Origin of the sequence: Enterobacter cloacae complex sp. ECC445 (genome assembly GCF_021892025.1) — a bacterium.
Classification (GTDB): Bacteria; Pseudomonadota; Gammaproteobacteria; order Enterobacterales; family Enterobacteriaceae; genus Enterobacter; species Enterobacter chengduensis.
Map to the genome: position 1 here is coordinate 37,277 of NZ_JAKLRZ010000013.1, position 15,230 is coordinate 52,506.

Consider the following 15,230-nt stretch of genomic DNA (forward strand, 5'->3'; position numbering starts at 1 on the left):
TTAAGGCCAGTACCTAAGCGGATTTCGTATTCACATACAAGAAAAGCCGCTTTCGCGGCTGTTCTCAGAAAACTAAAAAACTTATGTTTTTACATGATAAATCAGCCAGTTATCAGTTATGCTACTCAGGGCTAGGCTCTATCTGACAGTACATTAATCTGGTTTTAGTTTAAGCACAATCAACAGACAGATGAAACTTAACAATCCGATAACCAATGCAATATACTTGATATAAAACCAAGATATTTCACTGGTTTTTAGATTTTTAAAGAATAAAATTTCTTCTTCTGTCAGTGTCTTTTTTGTCGCTGGAAATTTAGGAAATATAAGAGCACTCATAAGATAAGATTCTTTATATCCCCAGAAGAAAAAGCCACCACCTTTACCAACAGTCATGGAGAATGGTGTATATCCAAATTGCTGTTTAAACTTAGCTGCAATAAGATCGAATTTGAGTTCTGTAAACTTCCCATAGATAAGATAAAATATCAGTGAAGCTACAAATATTGCAGCCAAACATATTATGATCAGATCCAATGAATTCATTTTGTACCTTCTATAACATTATAAAGGGTGTTTCCTACCTGTTCTCCCCCCCAGCCGCCAGCTTCCCCACCAACATAACCTAAAGTCCCTCCAGCGATAACAGCACAAACTAACCCACCTGTACCAGCAGTACCAACGCCAATGGCTATACAAAGTGGAACAGCCATACCGCCTGCAAGAATACCGCCACCAGTGCTACCGGCAAAACTCCCTATTTCAGTATATTTCTTTTTAGTACATTCGTCTTCACGACCAACAGAACAAGCCTCATTTATTTCATTGATTGAATGCAGGGCACTAAAGCCGATCCCTACATAGCCAACATATCGCATAGCTGCTACATATTTTGCTGCTCGTTCTATATGCGTAGCATAACCTTCAATATCACTTATTCCTGTCTCATTCCATTTATGAGTAATTGAACTTGTTGACAAGCCAAGAGCATTTTTTATTTTGGTGTACTCGCCAAATTTCATAGCCTTGTTTAGGAAGCCTACTTTTAATTCTCTTTCAAGTTCTTTAAACAATTGTGCACGTCTTACATAGAACTGTTCACCAATCAAAGCCCCTCTTGTCATGTATGTATTCTTATATGTCTCCTGAATTTCTTTCAGGATCTTTTCTATATTCTCGAAGTACTTTCCGACAGGATCGGCAGCAAGGCCTATGCCTTTATCAGCTATATTACTAAAGTTAGCAATTGTGCCATAGTGATTGTGTAAGAAGTTAGCTTCTTGATGTGTAAGCGGTTCTAATGCTGTATCAATACGCTGTTTAGCAGACTGCATATGTGCTATCTGTTCATCATCCTGCTTTTCAGGATCAACAAGAAGCATAATAGAACCTGCTTTATATTCCTTACCTTCCCCATTTAGTGAACGGTAAAGCTCCTTTGTTCCTGCTGGTGAACTACCTTCGAATAAGTATCGCTCATAAGCACCAGTTTCAGCACCGTAAGGAAGTACACAGAAGCCAGCATCTACTGGTTCACGTTTAGTTTCTTCCTTATGTGGTTTTTTAGCTGTCTGGGCGTGCTGTACGGGTTCTTCCGCTTTTGTTGGTACAGGAGCAGCTAAAGGGGCGGCAGTAACTACAGGGACAGCCTTAACAGCTTTCTTCTCCTCGACCCAATAGGAAGCATTTGGGAATGACGAAATGAAACTTGCGTTACAGGGGCATGTACTGCGGCTATGCAAAGTACCTGCTGCGGCAACTCCATGAATCGAGTAAGTGGGGATACCACCTGCGATATGGTATACCTTGCCATCTTTACCACAAGAGACAGAATCGCCATTTCTCGCGGTCGCAATCCCTCCAAAGCTGTGATTTGGGGAACCTGAAAGAATACTACCGCCGCACGTTGTTTTGTCGCCAATCCTCAGAAAATGACCAGTAGCCATAGAATCATCCTTAATGAAGTTTGTTAGCAGGTTTAGAACCATTCACTGCCAGAGAAGATACGATCCACATTTGCTTTTCGATGGAATAGGTGGATACACAGTATTGCGTTGCCGGGCTGATCATCGGTGTTGCGGTGACAAGTGCCGTTGATACAGCATTCTGGGCATGTTCTTTTATGAAGTTGAGAGGTTGAGAGTTCAGGATCTCCATTGATTCACAGTAGCTGGGAAACTCTTCATGCCAGTAACCATTCATCCCCTCGAACAGAGATTCATCGAATTTCAGGATTACCTTGTTTGTGATGGGATCTAAGCCGTCACCGATTGGGAATGATTCAGGGAATTGCAGAGTTCGGTATAGATCAGATTGCAGTATAAGGTTTCTGAAATCGTCGATTGAGAACCCAAACACAAGCATCATGTCGTAATGTGATTTATGGGCTTTCGTGTTAATCATCATTTCTGTAATGTTCAGATCAGAGAATGGGTAAACCTTCCATTCCGACAGGGTTTCTGCCTGATTCAGTACTTCAGCAGCAATTGCCGCATCAAGAATCGAAGTGTAAAGAGCCATCCCCTGAAAATTGCCACCGCCAACCCACTGAGTCTCTACCACTGAATCCCGTCATCATTTACCGTCATCCGGGCAACTGAGAAAAGTAAAGTTGGGCTGATGTAATCGTTTGTACCAGGTGCATAAAAATGAATCTTTTTGGTCATAACGTCCTATTCTCGTGTTGTTTTTTTAGACTCTAATTCTCACATGAACATTACGGTTTTGTACAGAGATTGAACTATTAACCTCATGCTTTTGCCACAAATACATAAAACAGAAAGTATTTACATATCATGCAATTGCCATTACACATGATTGCTTTCGCTACCTTGTGCCAGTACAAACAGTTATTGAGATTGATCGAGCAACCTATACGCTGGCTGGCATATACAGCCCCGATACCACACGGTTGGTCTTAGTGATCGACATTAACGATCTATTGCTTACTTATCTCTGGACTTTAGAAACATTTTTCGTATTCGCCGCTAGCGGGAAGAGACTTATAAAGACCTAATTGAGCTTTCTGTCGCGATACTGAACAACAGTTTTGTCATGAGTCCGTACACTGATCCGAGAAGTTTCCCAGTTAATCTACGCTGCCACATAAAAGAGCGTTCAGAGGAAGCTATTCTGTCTAAAAAACGCACATTTTGCTGTATAAAGATTGGATAATGATCTGGTAAAGATTGCATGAAAACCCTCTTAAAATGAGAATGGTTCCCATCAATTCCCAAACACAACACTTATCGGTACTTAAGCGTCAAAATGTGACCTCTGGCAGATTTACATCTCTTTACGCTATACTACCCGCTGAAATAATCGGCTCAACGCTACGAGCTGATGTTCAATGTGTTTCCACACAAATGGTATCAACTCCCCTTCTGAGGATCTGGCGAGAAGCCGGATAAACTATGTTAAACAGTATTTTAGTAATACTTTGTCTTATTGCCGTCAGTGCATTTTTCTCGATATCGGAGATCTCGCTGGCCGCGTCCCGTAAAATCAAACTGAAGCTGCTTGCTGACGAAGGCAATATAAACGCCTCCCGCATTCTCAAAATGCAGGAGAACCCCGGTACGTTCTTCACCGTGGTGCAAATTGGCCTGAACGCGGTCGCCATCCTGGGCGGTATCGTGGGCGATGCGGCGTTTTCCCCGGCATTTTATAGCCTCTTTGCGCAGTACATGTCCGCCGAACTGGCCGAACAGCTGAGCTTTATCCTCTCCTTCTCACTGGTGACTGGCCTGTTCATTCTCTTTGCAGACCTGACCCCGAAACGCATCGGTATGATTGCGCCAGAAGCTGTGGCTTTGCGTATCATCAACCCGATGCGCTTCTGCCTGTACGTATTCCGTCCGCTGGTGTGGTTCTTCAACGGTCTGGCAAACGTCATTTTCCGCATCTTTAAATTGCCCATGGTGCGTAAAGACGATATCACCTCTGACGACATCTATGCGGTGGTAGAAGCCGGCGCGCTGGCCGGGGTGCTGCGCAAGCAGGAACACGAGCTGATTGAGAACGTATTCGAACTGGAATCCCGTACCGTGCCGTCTTCCATGACGGGCCGTGAAAGCATTATCTGGTTCGATTTACATGAAGATGAGCAGAGCCTGAAGAACAAAGTGGCGCAGCATCCGCACTCTAAGTTCCTGGTCTGTAATGAAGATATCGACCACATCATCGGTTATGTCGACTCCAAAGACCTGCTGAACCGCGTGCTGGCAAACCAGAGCCTGGCGCTGAACAGCGGCGTGCAGATCCGCAATACCCTGATTGTGCCGGACACGCTGACGCTCTCCGAAGCGCTGGAAAGTTTCAAAACCGCCGGGGAAGACTTCGCGGTGATCATGAACGAATACGCGCTGGTGGTCGGTATTATCACCCTCAACGACGTGATGACCACGCTGATGGGCGACCTGGTGGGCCAGGGGCTGGAAGAACAGATTGTTCAGCGTGACGATAATTCATGGCTGATTGATGGCGGCACGCCGATTGAAGACGTGATGCGCGTGCTGGATATCGACGAGTTCCCGCAGTCCGGAAACTACGAGACCATCGGCGGCTTTATGATGTTTATGCTGCGTAAAATCCCGAAACGTACCGACTCGGTGAAGTTCTCCGGCTACAAGTTTGAGGTGGTGGATATTGATAACTACCGCATCGACCAGCTGCTGGTGACGCGTATCGACAACAAACCGACCGTGCTGGTACCGAAGCTGCCGGATGCGGAAGAAAAAGTGTCGGCGTAAGGTTCCTGCCCCCACAAACATCAACGGCTCCCATCGGGAGCCGTCTTTTTATCTACTACTACTGCATAGCACGTTGGTTAAGCCATCTCAGTTTGCAGACGCATAACCTGACGGTTGACTTCGGACATCACAGACAGGTGCTGTTTGTCCTTCACTTTTGGGACAAGGATTTTGCCCTTATCAAACTCAAAAGCGCCAACATCCTTGATGTACAACCGTCCACGGAACAGGATCTTCACGTACTTCGCCACCTGAAGCGGGTTGTAGCGTTGGAAAATTTTCATTCTTGTATCTCCTGCGAATCATACGCTCTTGCGGTGCCACAATCGGCCCGACTGTCCTGAGCGCAAATTTTAATGCCCAATGACTATAGACCAGAACTACGGTGTTACCCAGTGTGCATAAGTTTATTTACCGTTTGATTACAATTATTCAGAATAATCTTTGCAAAGCGTGACTGAGGGCAGTATAAGCCGTCGTTTTTTCATGGATATGTGCGTTAACCCGCAAACTGGCATCGGGATTGCGGGAAAACCACATTGATCGCACTTATGATTAAAAGCGCAAGACCAAGTGGTCGGATCACCTGCAAACAATAAGGAAACGCCATGACCCTACGTAATATCCTTGCAGCAGCCTGCCTGCTGCTGCCCCTGTGGGCTTCCGCTCACAACATTGAAAAAGGACAACGTGTACCGCCAGTCGGCATTGCGGACCGGGGAGAATTGATTCTCGACAATGATAAGTTTAGCTACAAACCCTGGAATAGCGCGCAGCTTGCGGGCAAAGTGAGAGTTGTACAACATATTGCCGGTCGTACATCTGCAAAAGAGAAAAATGCCGGCCTGGTGGAAGCGATCAAGGCCGCAAAACTCCCCCACGACCGCTACCAGACCACCACAATCGTCAATACCGATGACGCCATTCCGGGCTCCGGAATGTTCGTGCGCTCAAGCCTTGAGAGCAATAAAAAGCTCTATCCGTGGTCGCAGTTTATCGTCGACAGCAACGGCGTGACCCGTAAGGCCTGGCAGCTGGAAGAAGAGAGCTCCGCGATTATCGTGCTGGATAAGGACGGTCGCGTACAGTGGGCGAAAGACGGCGCGTTAACCCAGGAAGAGGTGCAGCAGGTTGTCGACCTGCTGCATAAGCTTCTGGCTCAGTAAATAGAGACGCGGAAGCCGGGGTTGAGGAAGGATTCGCGCGGAGTATAGTCCAGCGGCTTGCCCTGCCAGTCATGAACATGCGCCCCGGCGGCCGCGGCAACGGCATGACCTGCCGCGGTATCCCAGACGTTGGTTGGCCCAAAGCGAGGGTAAAGCTGCGCATGACCTTCCGCCACCAGGCAGAATTTCAGCGAGGAGCCAATCGAGGTGGTCTGGTGTTCGCCCAGCTGCTGCAGGTACTCCTGCAGCTCGCTGTCGCTGTGGGAGCGGCTAATCACCACCAGCGGTGGACGGGCATCGCGCACCTGAATCTGCTTGCGCACGCCGCACTCTTCCTTCCACGCCTTCCCTTCTGCGGCGCTGTACATCACCTTCATGACCGGCGCGTAAACCACGCCCAGCACCGCTTTGCCCTTCTCAATCAGAGCGATATTAACGGTGAATTCACCGTTGCGCTTGATGAACTCTTTGGTACCGTCCAGCGGATCGACCAGCCAGTAGCGCTGCCAGTGCTGGCGCTCGTCCCAGCTTTGCGGCGCTTCTTCTGACAGAACAGGGATATCCGGCGTGAAGTCCTGAAGCCCTTTCAGAATCACCTTATGCGCCGCAATATCCGCCGCTGTGACCGGAGAGTCGTCCGCTTTGCTGACAACCTCCATAGGTTTTATACCGTCATACACCTGCATGATGGCATCTCCCGCATCCCGTGCGAGCTGACAAATTTTATCTAGCATTTTCCACCTCTTTGTTAACGCAGTGAGGTTAACTCTTTGTTTTAGTTATATCGTAATGTGAACAATTCCGCTATCTGTGAAGCAATTCCGGTTTCAGGTTACATTTTTCTGTCAGGATTCACATTTCTGTAAGCAACACGCTATAGATACATACTCTTTTGTGGTCTGCATCGAAAAAAGGACTCCTCTGATGATTAAGTTTAGTGCAACGCTTCTGGCGACGCTGATTGCAGCGAGCGTGCAGGCGGCGACGGTAGATCTGCGTATTCTGGAAACGACCGATCTGCACAGCAACATGATGGACTTCGATTACTACAAAGATACCCCAACGGAAAAATTCGGACTGGTACGTACGGCAAGTTTGATTAACTCGGCGCGTAGCGAAGTAAAAAACAGCGTGCTGGTCGACAATGGCGATCTCATTCAGGGCAGCCCGCTCGGGGATTACATGGCGACCCGGGGCCTGAAAAAAGGCGAGATCCATCCGGTGTATAAAGCGATGAACACCCTGGACTATACCGTCGGCAACCTCGGCAACCACGAATTCAATTACGGCCTAAAATACCTGCACGACGCCCTCGCCGGTGCGAAATTTCCGTACGTTAACGCCAATATCATCGACGTTAAGACCAAAAAGCCGCTCTTTACCCCTTATATGATTAAAGAGACGGACGTCGTCGATCGGGACGGTAAAAAGCAGACGCTGAAAATCGGCTATATCGGTTTTGTCCCGCCGCAGATCATGACGTGGGATAAGGCCAACCTCGACGGTAAGGTGACCGTGAACGACATCACCGAAACCGCGCGCAAATACGTGCCGGAAATGCGTGAGAAAGGCGCCGATCTGGTCGTGGTGGTCGCCCATTCGGGTCTCTCCGCCGATCCGTACCAGGCCATGGCGGAAAACTCGGTTTACTACCTGAGTGATGTTCCCGGCGTTGACGCGATCCTGTTCGGCCACGCCCACGCGGTCTTCCCGGGAAAGGATTTCGCCAGCATAAAAGGCGCGGATATTGAGAAAGGGACGCTCAACGGCGTGCCGTCGGTGATGCCGGGCATGTGGGGCGACCACCTGGGGGTGGTGGATCTGGTACTCAATAACGACGGCGGCAGCTGGAAGGTCACCCAGTCAAAAGCCGAAGCGCGTCCGATTTACGACGCGGCGGCGAAAAAATCACTGGCCGCGGAAGATAAAAAGCTGGTCGACGTGCTGAAGCACGATCACGACGCCACCCGCGAATTCGTCAGCAAGCCGATCGGCAAATCCGCCGATAATATGTATAGCTTCCTGGCGCTGGTGCAGGACGACCCGACCGTTCAGGTGGTCAACATGGCGCAGAAGGCCTATGCCGAACACTTTGTGCAGGGCGATCCGGATCTGGCAACGCTGCCGGTGCTCTCCGCCGCTGCGCCATTCAAGGTGGGCGGGCGTAAGAACGACCCGGCTAGCTATGTGGAAGTCGAAAAGGGCCAGCTTACCTTCCGTAACGCCGCCGATCTCTACCTCTACCCGAACACGCTGGTGGTGGTAAAAGCGACGGGTAAAGAAGTCAAAGAGTGGCTGGAGTGCTCTGCCGGGCAGTTTAACCAGATTGATCCGCACAGCAGCAAGCCGCAGTCGCTGATTAACTGGGACGGCTTCCGCACCTATAACTTCGACGTGATCGACGGCGTGAACTACCAGATTGACGTCACCCAGCCGGCGAAATATGACGGCGAGTGTCAGGCGATCAACCCGCAGGCGGAGCGCATCAAGAACCTGACCTTCAACGGCAAGGCGATCGATCCAAATGCGACCTTCCTGGTGGCGACCAACAACTACCGCGCCTACGGCGGTAAGTTTGCCGGTACGGGGGATAGCCACATTGCCTTTGCCTCGCCGGACGAGAACCGCTCGGTGCTGGCGGCGTGGATCAGCGCGGAGTCGAAGAAGGCGGGCGAAATACGCCCGGCGGTGGACAACAACTGGCGTCTGGCGCCGATCCACAGCGATACGCCGCTGGATATCCGTTTCGAAACGTCACCGTCCGACAAGGCCGCGGCGTTTATCAAGGAGAAGGCGCAGTATCCGATGAAGCAGGTCGCGACGGATGATATTGGCTTCGCGATTTATCAGGTAGACCTGAGCAGGTAAAAGCAAAACGGCAACGCACGTTGTCGTTTTTGGTGTTTGTTCCCTCTCCCTGTGGGCTGAGGAATCCCCAGTAATTTTTTTACCTGAAGCGACATATTTAGCATCAGGATTATGAATGCCTTACAGCAATGACCTGGTCCGGCTGTAAATCGCCGAAGCGTTTCCTGCAGGCCGGGGCGAGGCGCATGGATGCGCCGAGAGGGCGGGCTTTACAGGGACGTTACCTCCGCCCGTCCCCGATAAGCCGGAAGGAATAAGCTGAGGGCACCGCGAAGCGGCGATTTACCGCCGGGAGCCCGGGTCGCCAGGGTGGTGGCGAGTGAGCCACCCTGGCACGTTCACCGGTCATGTCGTCACAGAGTAGCAAGGAACATAAAGTGAACGGAATGACCTCCACAGCCGTATGTTCCCCCTCACCCCGACCCTCTCCCTCAATGGAGAGGGGGCGTCCGTGCGAGTATTATTTTGTGGGGATCCCTCTCCCTGTGGGAGAGGGTGAGGGCATCAGGCCGCACATACCCGGCTTTTACGCCGCGCGCTCGTCCCGATTCGCCATCACCTTCGGCGTATTCACCTCAATCCAGTCCGCCAGCGCGGCGACCTTCTCGCTGACCTCCATGCCCATCGGCGTCAGGCTATACTCAACGTGCGGCGGCACCACCGGATACGACACGCGATCGACAAACCCGTCCTGCTCCAGCGCCTGAAGCGACTGGGACAGCATCTTTTCGCTCACCCCGCCCATTTTACGGCGCAGATCGCTAAAGCGATGCGTTCCCTGGCGCAGGGCCAGCAGAATCAGGACGCCCCAGCGGCTGGTAACGTGCTTGAGCACCTCGCGTGAAGGGCACTGCTCCGCGAAAAGATTGCCATCGCGCATTTGCTCGCTGAGCGTCGGTATCGTTGTTTTCATACTTACCTTTTTGTACGTACTTACTAAAAGTTAGCTATGGTGCTAGTGTGCCACAACACCAGACAAACACGAAGGAGATTCATCATGATCGCGATTACCGGCGCTACCGGCCAGCTTGGCCATCTCGTTATCGAACAGCTGTTGAAAACCGTTCCGGCCAGCCAGATTGTGGCCATCGTCCGTAACCCGGCGAAGGCGCAGGCCCTGAGCCAGCAGGGGCTTGTGGTTCGTCAGGCGGACTACACGGACCAAGCCGCCTTCACCGCCGCGCTGAGCGGCGTGGATAAGCTGCTGCTGATCTCCTCCAGCGAAGTCGGGCAGCGCGCAACCCAGCACCAGAACGTGATTAACGCCGCCAAAGCGGCAGGCGTGAAATTTATCGCCTACACCAGCCTGCTGCATGCGGATAAATCACCGCTTGGTCTGCACGTTGAACACGTTGACACTGAAAAAGCGCTGGCGGCATCCGGCATTCCGTATGCCCTGCTGCGCAACGGCTGGTATACCGAAAACTACCTGGCGAGCGCGCCACCGGCGATTGAGCACGGCGTGTTTATTGGTGCGGCAGGCGAAGGCAAAATTGCCTCTGCAACCCGTGCAGACTATGCCGCAGCGGCAGCTAAGGTGATTGCGGAAGAGGGCCATGCGGGCAAGGTGTATGAACTGGCGGGCGATCGCGGCTGGACGCTGAGCGAGCTGGCGGCTGAACTCAGCAAACAGAGCGGGAAGCCGGTGACCTACCAGAATCTCAGCGAAGCGGATTTTGCCGCCGCCCTGAAAAGCGTCGGCTTGCCTGCAGGGCTGGCAGATATGCTGGCGGACTCCGACGTCGGTGCGTCCAAAGGGGGTCTCTTTGACGACAGCCGTACCCTGAGCGGGCTGATTGGCCGTCCGACCACCCCGCTGGCGGAGAGCGTCAACGCCATCCTGTAATTGTTACGGATTGGTTATTTTTTGTGGCGTCCCTGCGGGTCATCTCTGATAATGAAGCGATGACCCGTAAGGAGGCTCACCGTGCAAGGCGTACCGGAACAGTTTATTGATGAGAGAGACAGCGCGCGCTTTCGCCATCTGGCGCAGCTGCCGGGCCTGGAGCTGTATCACGCGCATATCTCTGACTACGCCTTTGAGCCCCATACCCATGAAGCCTTCGGGATCGGCACGATTGAAACCGGTGCCGAACGCTTTCGCTACCGCGGTACCCAGCATCTCGCGGCGGAAAAATCCGTCGTCACCATGAACCCGGACGAGATCCATACCGGCGAATCCGCCACCGAAGGCGGTTGGCGCTATCGGATGGTCTATATCGAACCCGATCTGCTGGAAGAGGTGACCGGCCTCCGGGACTGGTGGTTCAGCGAGGTAACCCGTCATGACCCGCTGCGCTCGCAGCAGATCGGCAGGCTCATTTACGGCCTGTGGCACACGGACGATCCGCTTGCGCAAAAGGGATTACTGCTGGATTTGATCGAGACCTTCCGGCCGTTTGCCCATCACGCGCCGGTGGTTCTGGAAGGCGCGCACCGCTTCGAACGGGTACGTGAGTATCTGCACGACAACTACATGCACGCCCTGACGCTGGACGAGCTGGCCCGCGTCGTGTCGCTCAGCCCGTACCATTTCCAGCGCCAGTTCAAAGCCCACTTTCACGTGACGCCGCACCAGATGCTGATGGCCATTCGCCTGTGGCGCGCCAAAGCGTTCCTCACCCACGGCATGCCCGCTGCCGAAGTGGCTGCCGCGACCGGGCTGACCGACCAGTCGCACCTGACCCGTGCGTTTACCCGCCGCTACGGCATTACCCCCGTGCGCTACCAGAAGCAGGTCATCCGGCGCTGATGCGCAACCTCATACAATACGCGCGCATTTCCCCCTCCTACACTCCATACAGCATAAATATCTGTAGGTGGAAAAATGATTAGTGGTGTGTTGTATGCCCTGCTGGCCGGGATGATGTGGGGGCTGATTTTTGTCGGCCCGCTGATTGTGCCGGAGTACCCGGCAATACTGCAGTCGACCGGGCGCTATCTGGCGCTGGGGCTGATTGCCCTGCCTCTTGCGTGGCTGGGACGCGCGCGCCTGCGTCAGCTCAGCCGTCAGGACTGGGTGACCGCGCTGGCGCTGACCATGATGGGCAATCTTATCTATTACGTTTGCCTCGCGAGTGCTATTCAGCGTACCGGCGCGCCGGTATCGACCATGATCATCGGCACGCTGCCGGTCGTCATCCCCGTCTTTGCTAACCTGCTCTATAGCCACCGCGATGGCAAACTGCCGTGGGCAAAAATGGCCCCAGCGCTGATCTGCACCGCCGTGGGGCTGGTATGCGTCAATATTGCCGAGCTGCGTCACGGGCAGGCGGACGTTGACCCGTGGCGTTACGGTTCCGGCATTGTGCTGGCGTTCATTTCCGTGGCGTGCTGGGCATGGTATGCCCTGCGCAACGCGCGCTGGCTGCGGGAGAACCCGGACAAGCACCCGATGATGTGGGCAACGGCGCAGGCGCTGGTCACGCTGCCCGTATCCGTCGTGGGGTATCTCGGCGCATGCCTCTGGCTGGGCCATCAGCAGCCGGACTTCGCCCAGCCCTTCGGGCCGAGACCGTGGGTGTTTATTGGCCTGATGGTGGCGATTGCGGTGCTGTGTTCCTGGGTGGGCGCGCTGTGCTGGAACGTGGCCAGCCAGAAGCTGCCGACGGTGATTTTAGGGCCGCTGATTGTCTTCGAAACCCTGGCCGGGCTGCTTTATACCTTCCTGATGCGCCAGAGCGTGCCGCCGCTCTTCACGGCCTGCGGGATCGCGCTGCTGGTGGTGGGGGTGGTGATGGCGGTAAGAGCGAAGCCGGAAAAACCGAGGGTTGTTCCGGCATCGGAGGTGTGAGCGTTGCCCAGCGGCGCTGCGCTTGCAGGGCCTACAAAACCGTAGGCCCGGTAAGGCGTAGCCGCCACCGGGCAAGCCCTTAAAACGTCTCCCAGTTCCCTTCAGACGCCGCCGCTGCGGGCTGCGCTTTTGGCACATAGGTTTTCACCGGCGCGGCTTTAACCGCCTGATTGCGGGTAATTTTGAACACCGCCACCGCGTCGTTCAGGCGTGCAGCCTGATCTTCCAGCGCCGCCGCCGCCGCCGCAGACTCTTCAACCAGCGAGGCGTTTTGCTGGGTCACGCGATCCATCTCGGCTACCGCCTGGCCCACCTGGTCGATACCGCGGCTCTGCTCGTCGGAGGCCGAGGCAATTTCGCCCATGATGTCGGTGACGCGCGTGACCGCATTGACGATCTCTGCCATCGTCGCCCCGGCTTCGTTAACCAGCTGCGAGCCCGCGTTCACGCGTTCGCCGGAATCGTCGATCAGCGCCTTGATCTCTTTCGCCGCCTGGGCGCTGCGCTGGGCGAGGGTACGCACTTCCCCTGCCACCACCGCAAAGCCACGCCCCTGCTCGCCCGCGCGCGCCGCTTCTACCGCCGCGTTGAGCGCCAGAATGTTAGTCTGGAAGGCAATGCCGTCGATCACGTTAGTAATTTGCGCGATTTTACTGGAGCTGGTGGCGATTTCGTCCATTGTACGCACCACGCCTTCCACCACGTTACCGCCCTTCTTCGCCGTTGAGGAGGCGTCCAGCGCCAGACGCGAAGCCTGACGCGCGTTATCGGCGTTTTGCTTCACGGTGGCCGTCAGCTGCTCCATGCTGGCTGCCGTCTCTTCCAGAGAGGCGGCCTGCTGCTCGGTACGGGAAGAGAGATCGTTGCTGCCCGCGGAGATTTCTCCTGCGCCGGTGTAAATGGTATCTGCCCCTTCACGCACCACGCCCACGGTGTTCGCCAGCGAGGTTTGCATCTCCTGCACGTTGCGCGCCAGGAGGGCCATTTCATTTTTACCTTCTGCCTGAATCGGCTGGGTTAAATCCCCTGCCGCAATGGCGCGAATATGGTTAATCACCTCTTCCAGCGGCAGCAGCAGCACGCGGCGCATGGCGACCCAGCTGGAGATAATCACCGCAATCACCAGCAGCATCACCGCAGAGAGGATCCACAGGATGTGCTTGTAATCACTTTCGTTATCCCGAATGCCTTTATCGGTGAGCGCGGCCTGCGCTTCACGCCATTCACGATAAACCTTCTGCATCGCGTTTTGCTTTTGTTCGGCATTCTGCTTGAACATATCTTCCAGATTGCCCTGGCTCAGCAGAACGTTCATTTGCGTCAGCGTTGCAGAGTATATGCGGTACTGCTCTTCAAGCTGATTCGTCAGGTTCTCATCCATGCCCGGCGTGTCCGGTAAGGCATAGTATTTATCGTAATGGACCTGGGCTTCAGCCAGCAGGTTTTTCGCCGTGGTCACCAGCTCGTTCAGCTGACCGCCGTTAATTTGAGAGGCCATGCTGCTCTGCAGACGCAGCATCCCACGGTTCAGGGTAACGCGCGCCTGGTTCAGGCTGATCCACGCATCGGTAAACTCCGCCACGTTCTGGCTGGAGAGCTGCGATACGGTGAAGTTGTTTTTATCGTTATTCAGCGCGTTGATAAAGATACCGGCGGAAATCACTTGCATGATGCCGAGCGCAAGCAGCACCGAAATCAGAAGGGTAATGACTTTTATACGTTTAAACATGCGTTGCCTTTGTTATATGCAGGTTTGTCTGACGTGGATATATCGGCAGGCGCAGCGGGTTGTTTACTGTTTCTCCACCTTTAAAAAGTTTCTAAACCACTTTCCTGAGTCCATTCAGAGCGTTAAACCGAATATTTTTTACGTGATCTATCTCACATTTTTCCCTTCCCTCTAAAGGGTTATAGCGCCGCTTTAAAGATGCATTTAATATGCATCTTATATTCTTGATGACGAGGTAACTGCTATGGCCTTTCGCGACCAACCCCTTGGCGAGCTGGCGCTCTCCATTCCTCGCGCTTCTGCGCTGTTCCTTAAGTACGATATGGATTACTGCTGCGGCGGTAAGCAAACCCTGGCGCGTGCGGCCTCACGCAAGGAACTGGACGTTGAGGTGATTGAAGCCGAGCTGGCGCAGCTTGTCGGGCAGCCCGTCGACAAAGACTGGCGAACCGCTGCGCTCGCGGAAATCATCGACCATATCATCGTGCGGTACCATGACCGCCACCGGGAGCAACTGCCGGAGCTGATCCTGCAGGCGACCAAGGTCGAGCGCGTTCACGCCGACAAACCTTCCGTTCCGCGCGGTCTGGCGAAGTACCTGACCCTGCTGCACGAAGAGCTTTCCAGCCACATGATGAAGGAAGAGCAGATCCTCTTCCCGATGATTAAACAGGGAATGGGCAGCCAGGCGATGGGGCCGATTAGCGTGATGGAACGCGAGCACGATGACGCGGGCGAACTGCTGGAAGTGATCAAACACATCACCAACAACGTCACGCCGCCGCCAGAGGCGTGCACGACGTGGAAAGCAATGTACAACGGCATTAACGAGACGATCGACGACCTGATGGAACACATCAGCCTTGAGAACAACGTTCTGTTTCCGCGGGCATTAGCGGGGGAATAAAAAAGCCCGGTGGCGC

General features: G+C 53.5%; 14 protein-coding genes. 7 read left to right on the forward strand and 7 right to left on the reverse strand.

The window, feature by feature from the left end; all coding sequences use genetic code 11:
• Nucleotides 1-153: 153 nt before the first annotated feature.
• The 3 genes from L6R44_RS12615 to L6R44_RS12625 are packed head-to-tail and all read right to left on the reverse strand — an operon-like array spanning nt 154 to nt 2,562.
• Nucleotides 154-546, reverse strand: a complete 393-nt coding sequence (locus L6R44_RS12615) for a hypothetical protein (RefSeq protein WP_237424423.1) — start codon at nt 544-546, stop codon at nt 154-156.
• Nucleotides 543-1,946: a PAAR domain-containing protein gene (locus tag L6R44_RS12620; RefSeq protein ID WP_237424424.1), complete on the reverse strand. Its 1,404-nt coding sequence runs from the start codon at nt 1,944-1,946 to the stop codon at nt 543-545. Before L6R44_RS12620 ends, L6R44_RS12615 begins: the two co-directional genes overlap by 4 nt.
• A gap of 10 nt (nt 1,947-1,956) precedes the next feature.
• Nucleotides 1,957-2,562: a hypothetical protein gene (locus tag L6R44_RS12625; protein ID WP_237424425.1), complete on the reverse strand. Its 606-nt coding sequence runs from the start codon at nt 2,560-2,562 to the stop codon at nt 1,957-1,959.
• An 851-nt stretch (nt 2,563-3,413) separates the two neighbouring features.
• Here L6R44_RS12625 and L6R44_RS12630 point away from each other — a divergent pair.
• On the forward strand, nt 3,414-4,751 hold the full coding sequence (locus L6R44_RS12630; protein WP_237424426.1) for a hemolysin family protein: 1,338 nt from the start codon (nt 3,414-3,416) through the stop codon (nt 4,749-4,751).
• 77 nt (nt 4,752-4,828) lie between these two features.
• Here the strand turns inward: L6R44_RS12630 and L6R44_RS12635 are convergent, their stop codons facing one another.
• On the reverse strand, nt 4,829-5,035 hold the full coding sequence (locus L6R44_RS12635) for a DUF1107 domain-containing protein (RefSeq protein ID WP_008501430.1): 207 nt from the start codon (nt 5,033-5,035) through the stop codon (nt 4,829-4,831).
• Nucleotides 5,036-5,359: 324 nt separating this feature from the next.
• On the opposite strand from L6R44_RS12635, the gene L6R44_RS12640 reads away from it, so the two are divergent.
• On the forward strand, nt 5,360-5,917 hold the full coding sequence (locus L6R44_RS12640; protein ID WP_032643836.1) for a YtfJ family protein: 558 nt from the start codon (nt 5,360-5,362) through the stop codon (nt 5,915-5,917).
• Here the strand turns inward: L6R44_RS12640 and cysQ are convergent.
• Nucleotides 5,911-6,651: a 3'(2'),5'-bisphosphate nucleotidase CysQ gene (gene cysQ, locus L6R44_RS12645; RefSeq protein ID WP_032643835.1), complete on the reverse strand. Its 741-nt coding sequence runs from the start codon at nt 6,649-6,651 to the stop codon at nt 5,911-5,913. The two genes, L6R44_RS12640 and cysQ, sit on opposite strands and share 7 nt — an antisense overlap.
• 190 nt (nt 6,652-6,841) lie before the next feature.
• Here cysQ and L6R44_RS12650 point away from each other — a divergent pair, with 190 nt between their 5' ends.
• Nucleotides 6,842-8,785 carry a bifunctional 2',3'-cyclic-nucleotide 2'-phosphodiesterase/3'-nucleotidase gene (locus L6R44_RS12650; RefSeq protein WP_237424427.1) on the forward strand — a complete coding sequence of 648 codons (1,944 nt, stop codon included), beginning with the start codon at nt 6,842-6,844 and terminating at the stop codon, nt 8,783-8,785.
• A 526-nt stretch (nt 8,786-9,311) separates the two neighbouring features.
• Here L6R44_RS12650 and L6R44_RS12655 read toward each other — a convergent pair.
• Nucleotides 9,312-9,698 (reverse strand): winged helix-turn-helix transcriptional regulator, encoded by a 387-nt coding sequence (locus tag L6R44_RS12655; RefSeq protein WP_032643833.1) that lies wholly within the window; start codon nt 9,696-9,698, stop codon nt 9,312-9,314.
• Between the two features lie 84 nt (nt 9,699-9,782).
• Here L6R44_RS12655 and L6R44_RS12660 point away from each other — a divergent pair, with 84 nt between their 5' ends.
• From L6R44_RS12660 to L6R44_RS12670, 3 genes are all read left to right on the forward strand, one after another.
• Entirely contained in the window at nt 9,783-10,631 is an 849-nt protein-coding gene (locus tag L6R44_RS12660) for an SDR family oxidoreductase (RefSeq protein ID WP_237424428.1), read from the forward strand.
• 81 nt (nt 10,632-10,712) lie between these two features.
• Nucleotides 10,713-11,537 carry an AraC family transcriptional regulator gene (locus L6R44_RS12665; protein ID WP_112780425.1) on the forward strand — a complete coding sequence of 275 codons (825 nt, stop codon included), beginning with the start codon at nt 10,713-10,715 and terminating at the stop codon, nt 11,535-11,537.
• A 75-nt stretch (nt 11,538-11,612) separates the two neighbouring features.
• Nucleotides 11,613-12,578, forward strand: coding sequence for a DMT family transporter (locus L6R44_RS12670; RefSeq protein WP_237424429.1), 966 nt, complete (start codon nt 11,613-11,615; stop codon nt 12,576-12,578).
• Nucleotides 12,579-12,657: 79 nt separating this feature from the next.
• On the opposite strand, the gene L6R44_RS12675 is transcribed toward L6R44_RS12670, so the two are convergent.
• Nucleotides 12,658-14,307: a methyl-accepting chemotaxis protein gene (locus L6R44_RS12675; RefSeq protein ID WP_237424430.1), complete on the reverse strand. Its 1,650-nt coding sequence runs from the start codon at nt 14,305-14,307 to the stop codon at nt 12,658-12,660.
• Between the two features lie 244 nt (nt 14,308-14,551).
• Between L6R44_RS12675 and ytfE the strand changes: the two genes are divergently transcribed.
• Nucleotides 14,552-15,214 carry an iron-sulfur cluster repair protein YtfE gene (gene ytfE / locus L6R44_RS12680; protein WP_237424431.1) on the forward strand — a complete coding sequence of 221 codons (663 nt, stop codon included), beginning with the start codon at nt 14,552-14,554 and terminating at the stop codon, nt 15,212-15,214.
• Nucleotides 15,215-15,230 lie beyond the last annotated feature (16 nt).

Coding starts and splice junctions, on each gene's coding strand:
- L6R44_RS12615 (WP_237424423.1), bottom strand. CDS start 546: ATGAATTCATTGGATCTGATCATAATATGTTTGGCTGCAATATTTGTA.
- L6R44_RS12675 (WP_237424430.1), bottom strand. CDS start 14,307: ATGTTTAAACGTATAAAAGTCATTACCCTTCTGATTTCGGTGCTGCTT.
- L6R44_RS12650 (WP_237424427.1), top strand. CDS start 6,842: ATGATTAAGTTTAGTGCAACGCTTCTGGCGACGCTGATTGCAGCGAGC.
- L6R44_RS12670 (WP_237424429.1), top strand. CDS start 11,613: ATGATTAGTGGTGTGTTGTATGCCCTGCTGGCCGGGATGATGTGGGGG.
- L6R44_RS12635 (WP_008501430.1), bottom strand. CDS start 5,035: ATGAAAATTTTCCAACGCTACAACCCGCTTCAGGTGGCGAAGTACGTG.
- ytfE (WP_237424431.1), top strand. CDS start 14,552: ATGGCCTTTCGCGACCAACCCCTTGGCGAGCTGGCGCTCTCCATTCCT.
- L6R44_RS12630 (WP_237424426.1), top strand. CDS start 3,414: ATGTTAAACAGTATTTTAGTAATACTTTGTCTTATTGCCGTCAGTGCA.
- L6R44_RS12655 (WP_032643833.1), bottom strand. CDS start 9,698: ATGAAAACAACGATACCGACGCTCAGCGAGCAAATGCGCGATGGCAAT.
- L6R44_RS12640 (WP_032643836.1), top strand. CDS start 5,360: ATGACCCTACGTAATATCCTTGCAGCAGCCTGCCTGCTGCTGCCCCTG.
- cysQ (WP_032643835.1), bottom strand. CDS start 6,651: ATGCTAGATAAAATTTGTCAGCTCGCACGGGATGCGGGAGATGCCATC.
- L6R44_RS12620 (WP_237424424.1), bottom strand. CDS start 1,946: ATGGCTACTGGTCATTTTCTGAGGATTGGCGACAAAACAACGTGCGGC.
- L6R44_RS12660 (WP_237424428.1), top strand. CDS start 9,783: ATGATCGCGATTACCGGCGCTACCGGCCAGCTTGGCCATCTCGTTATC.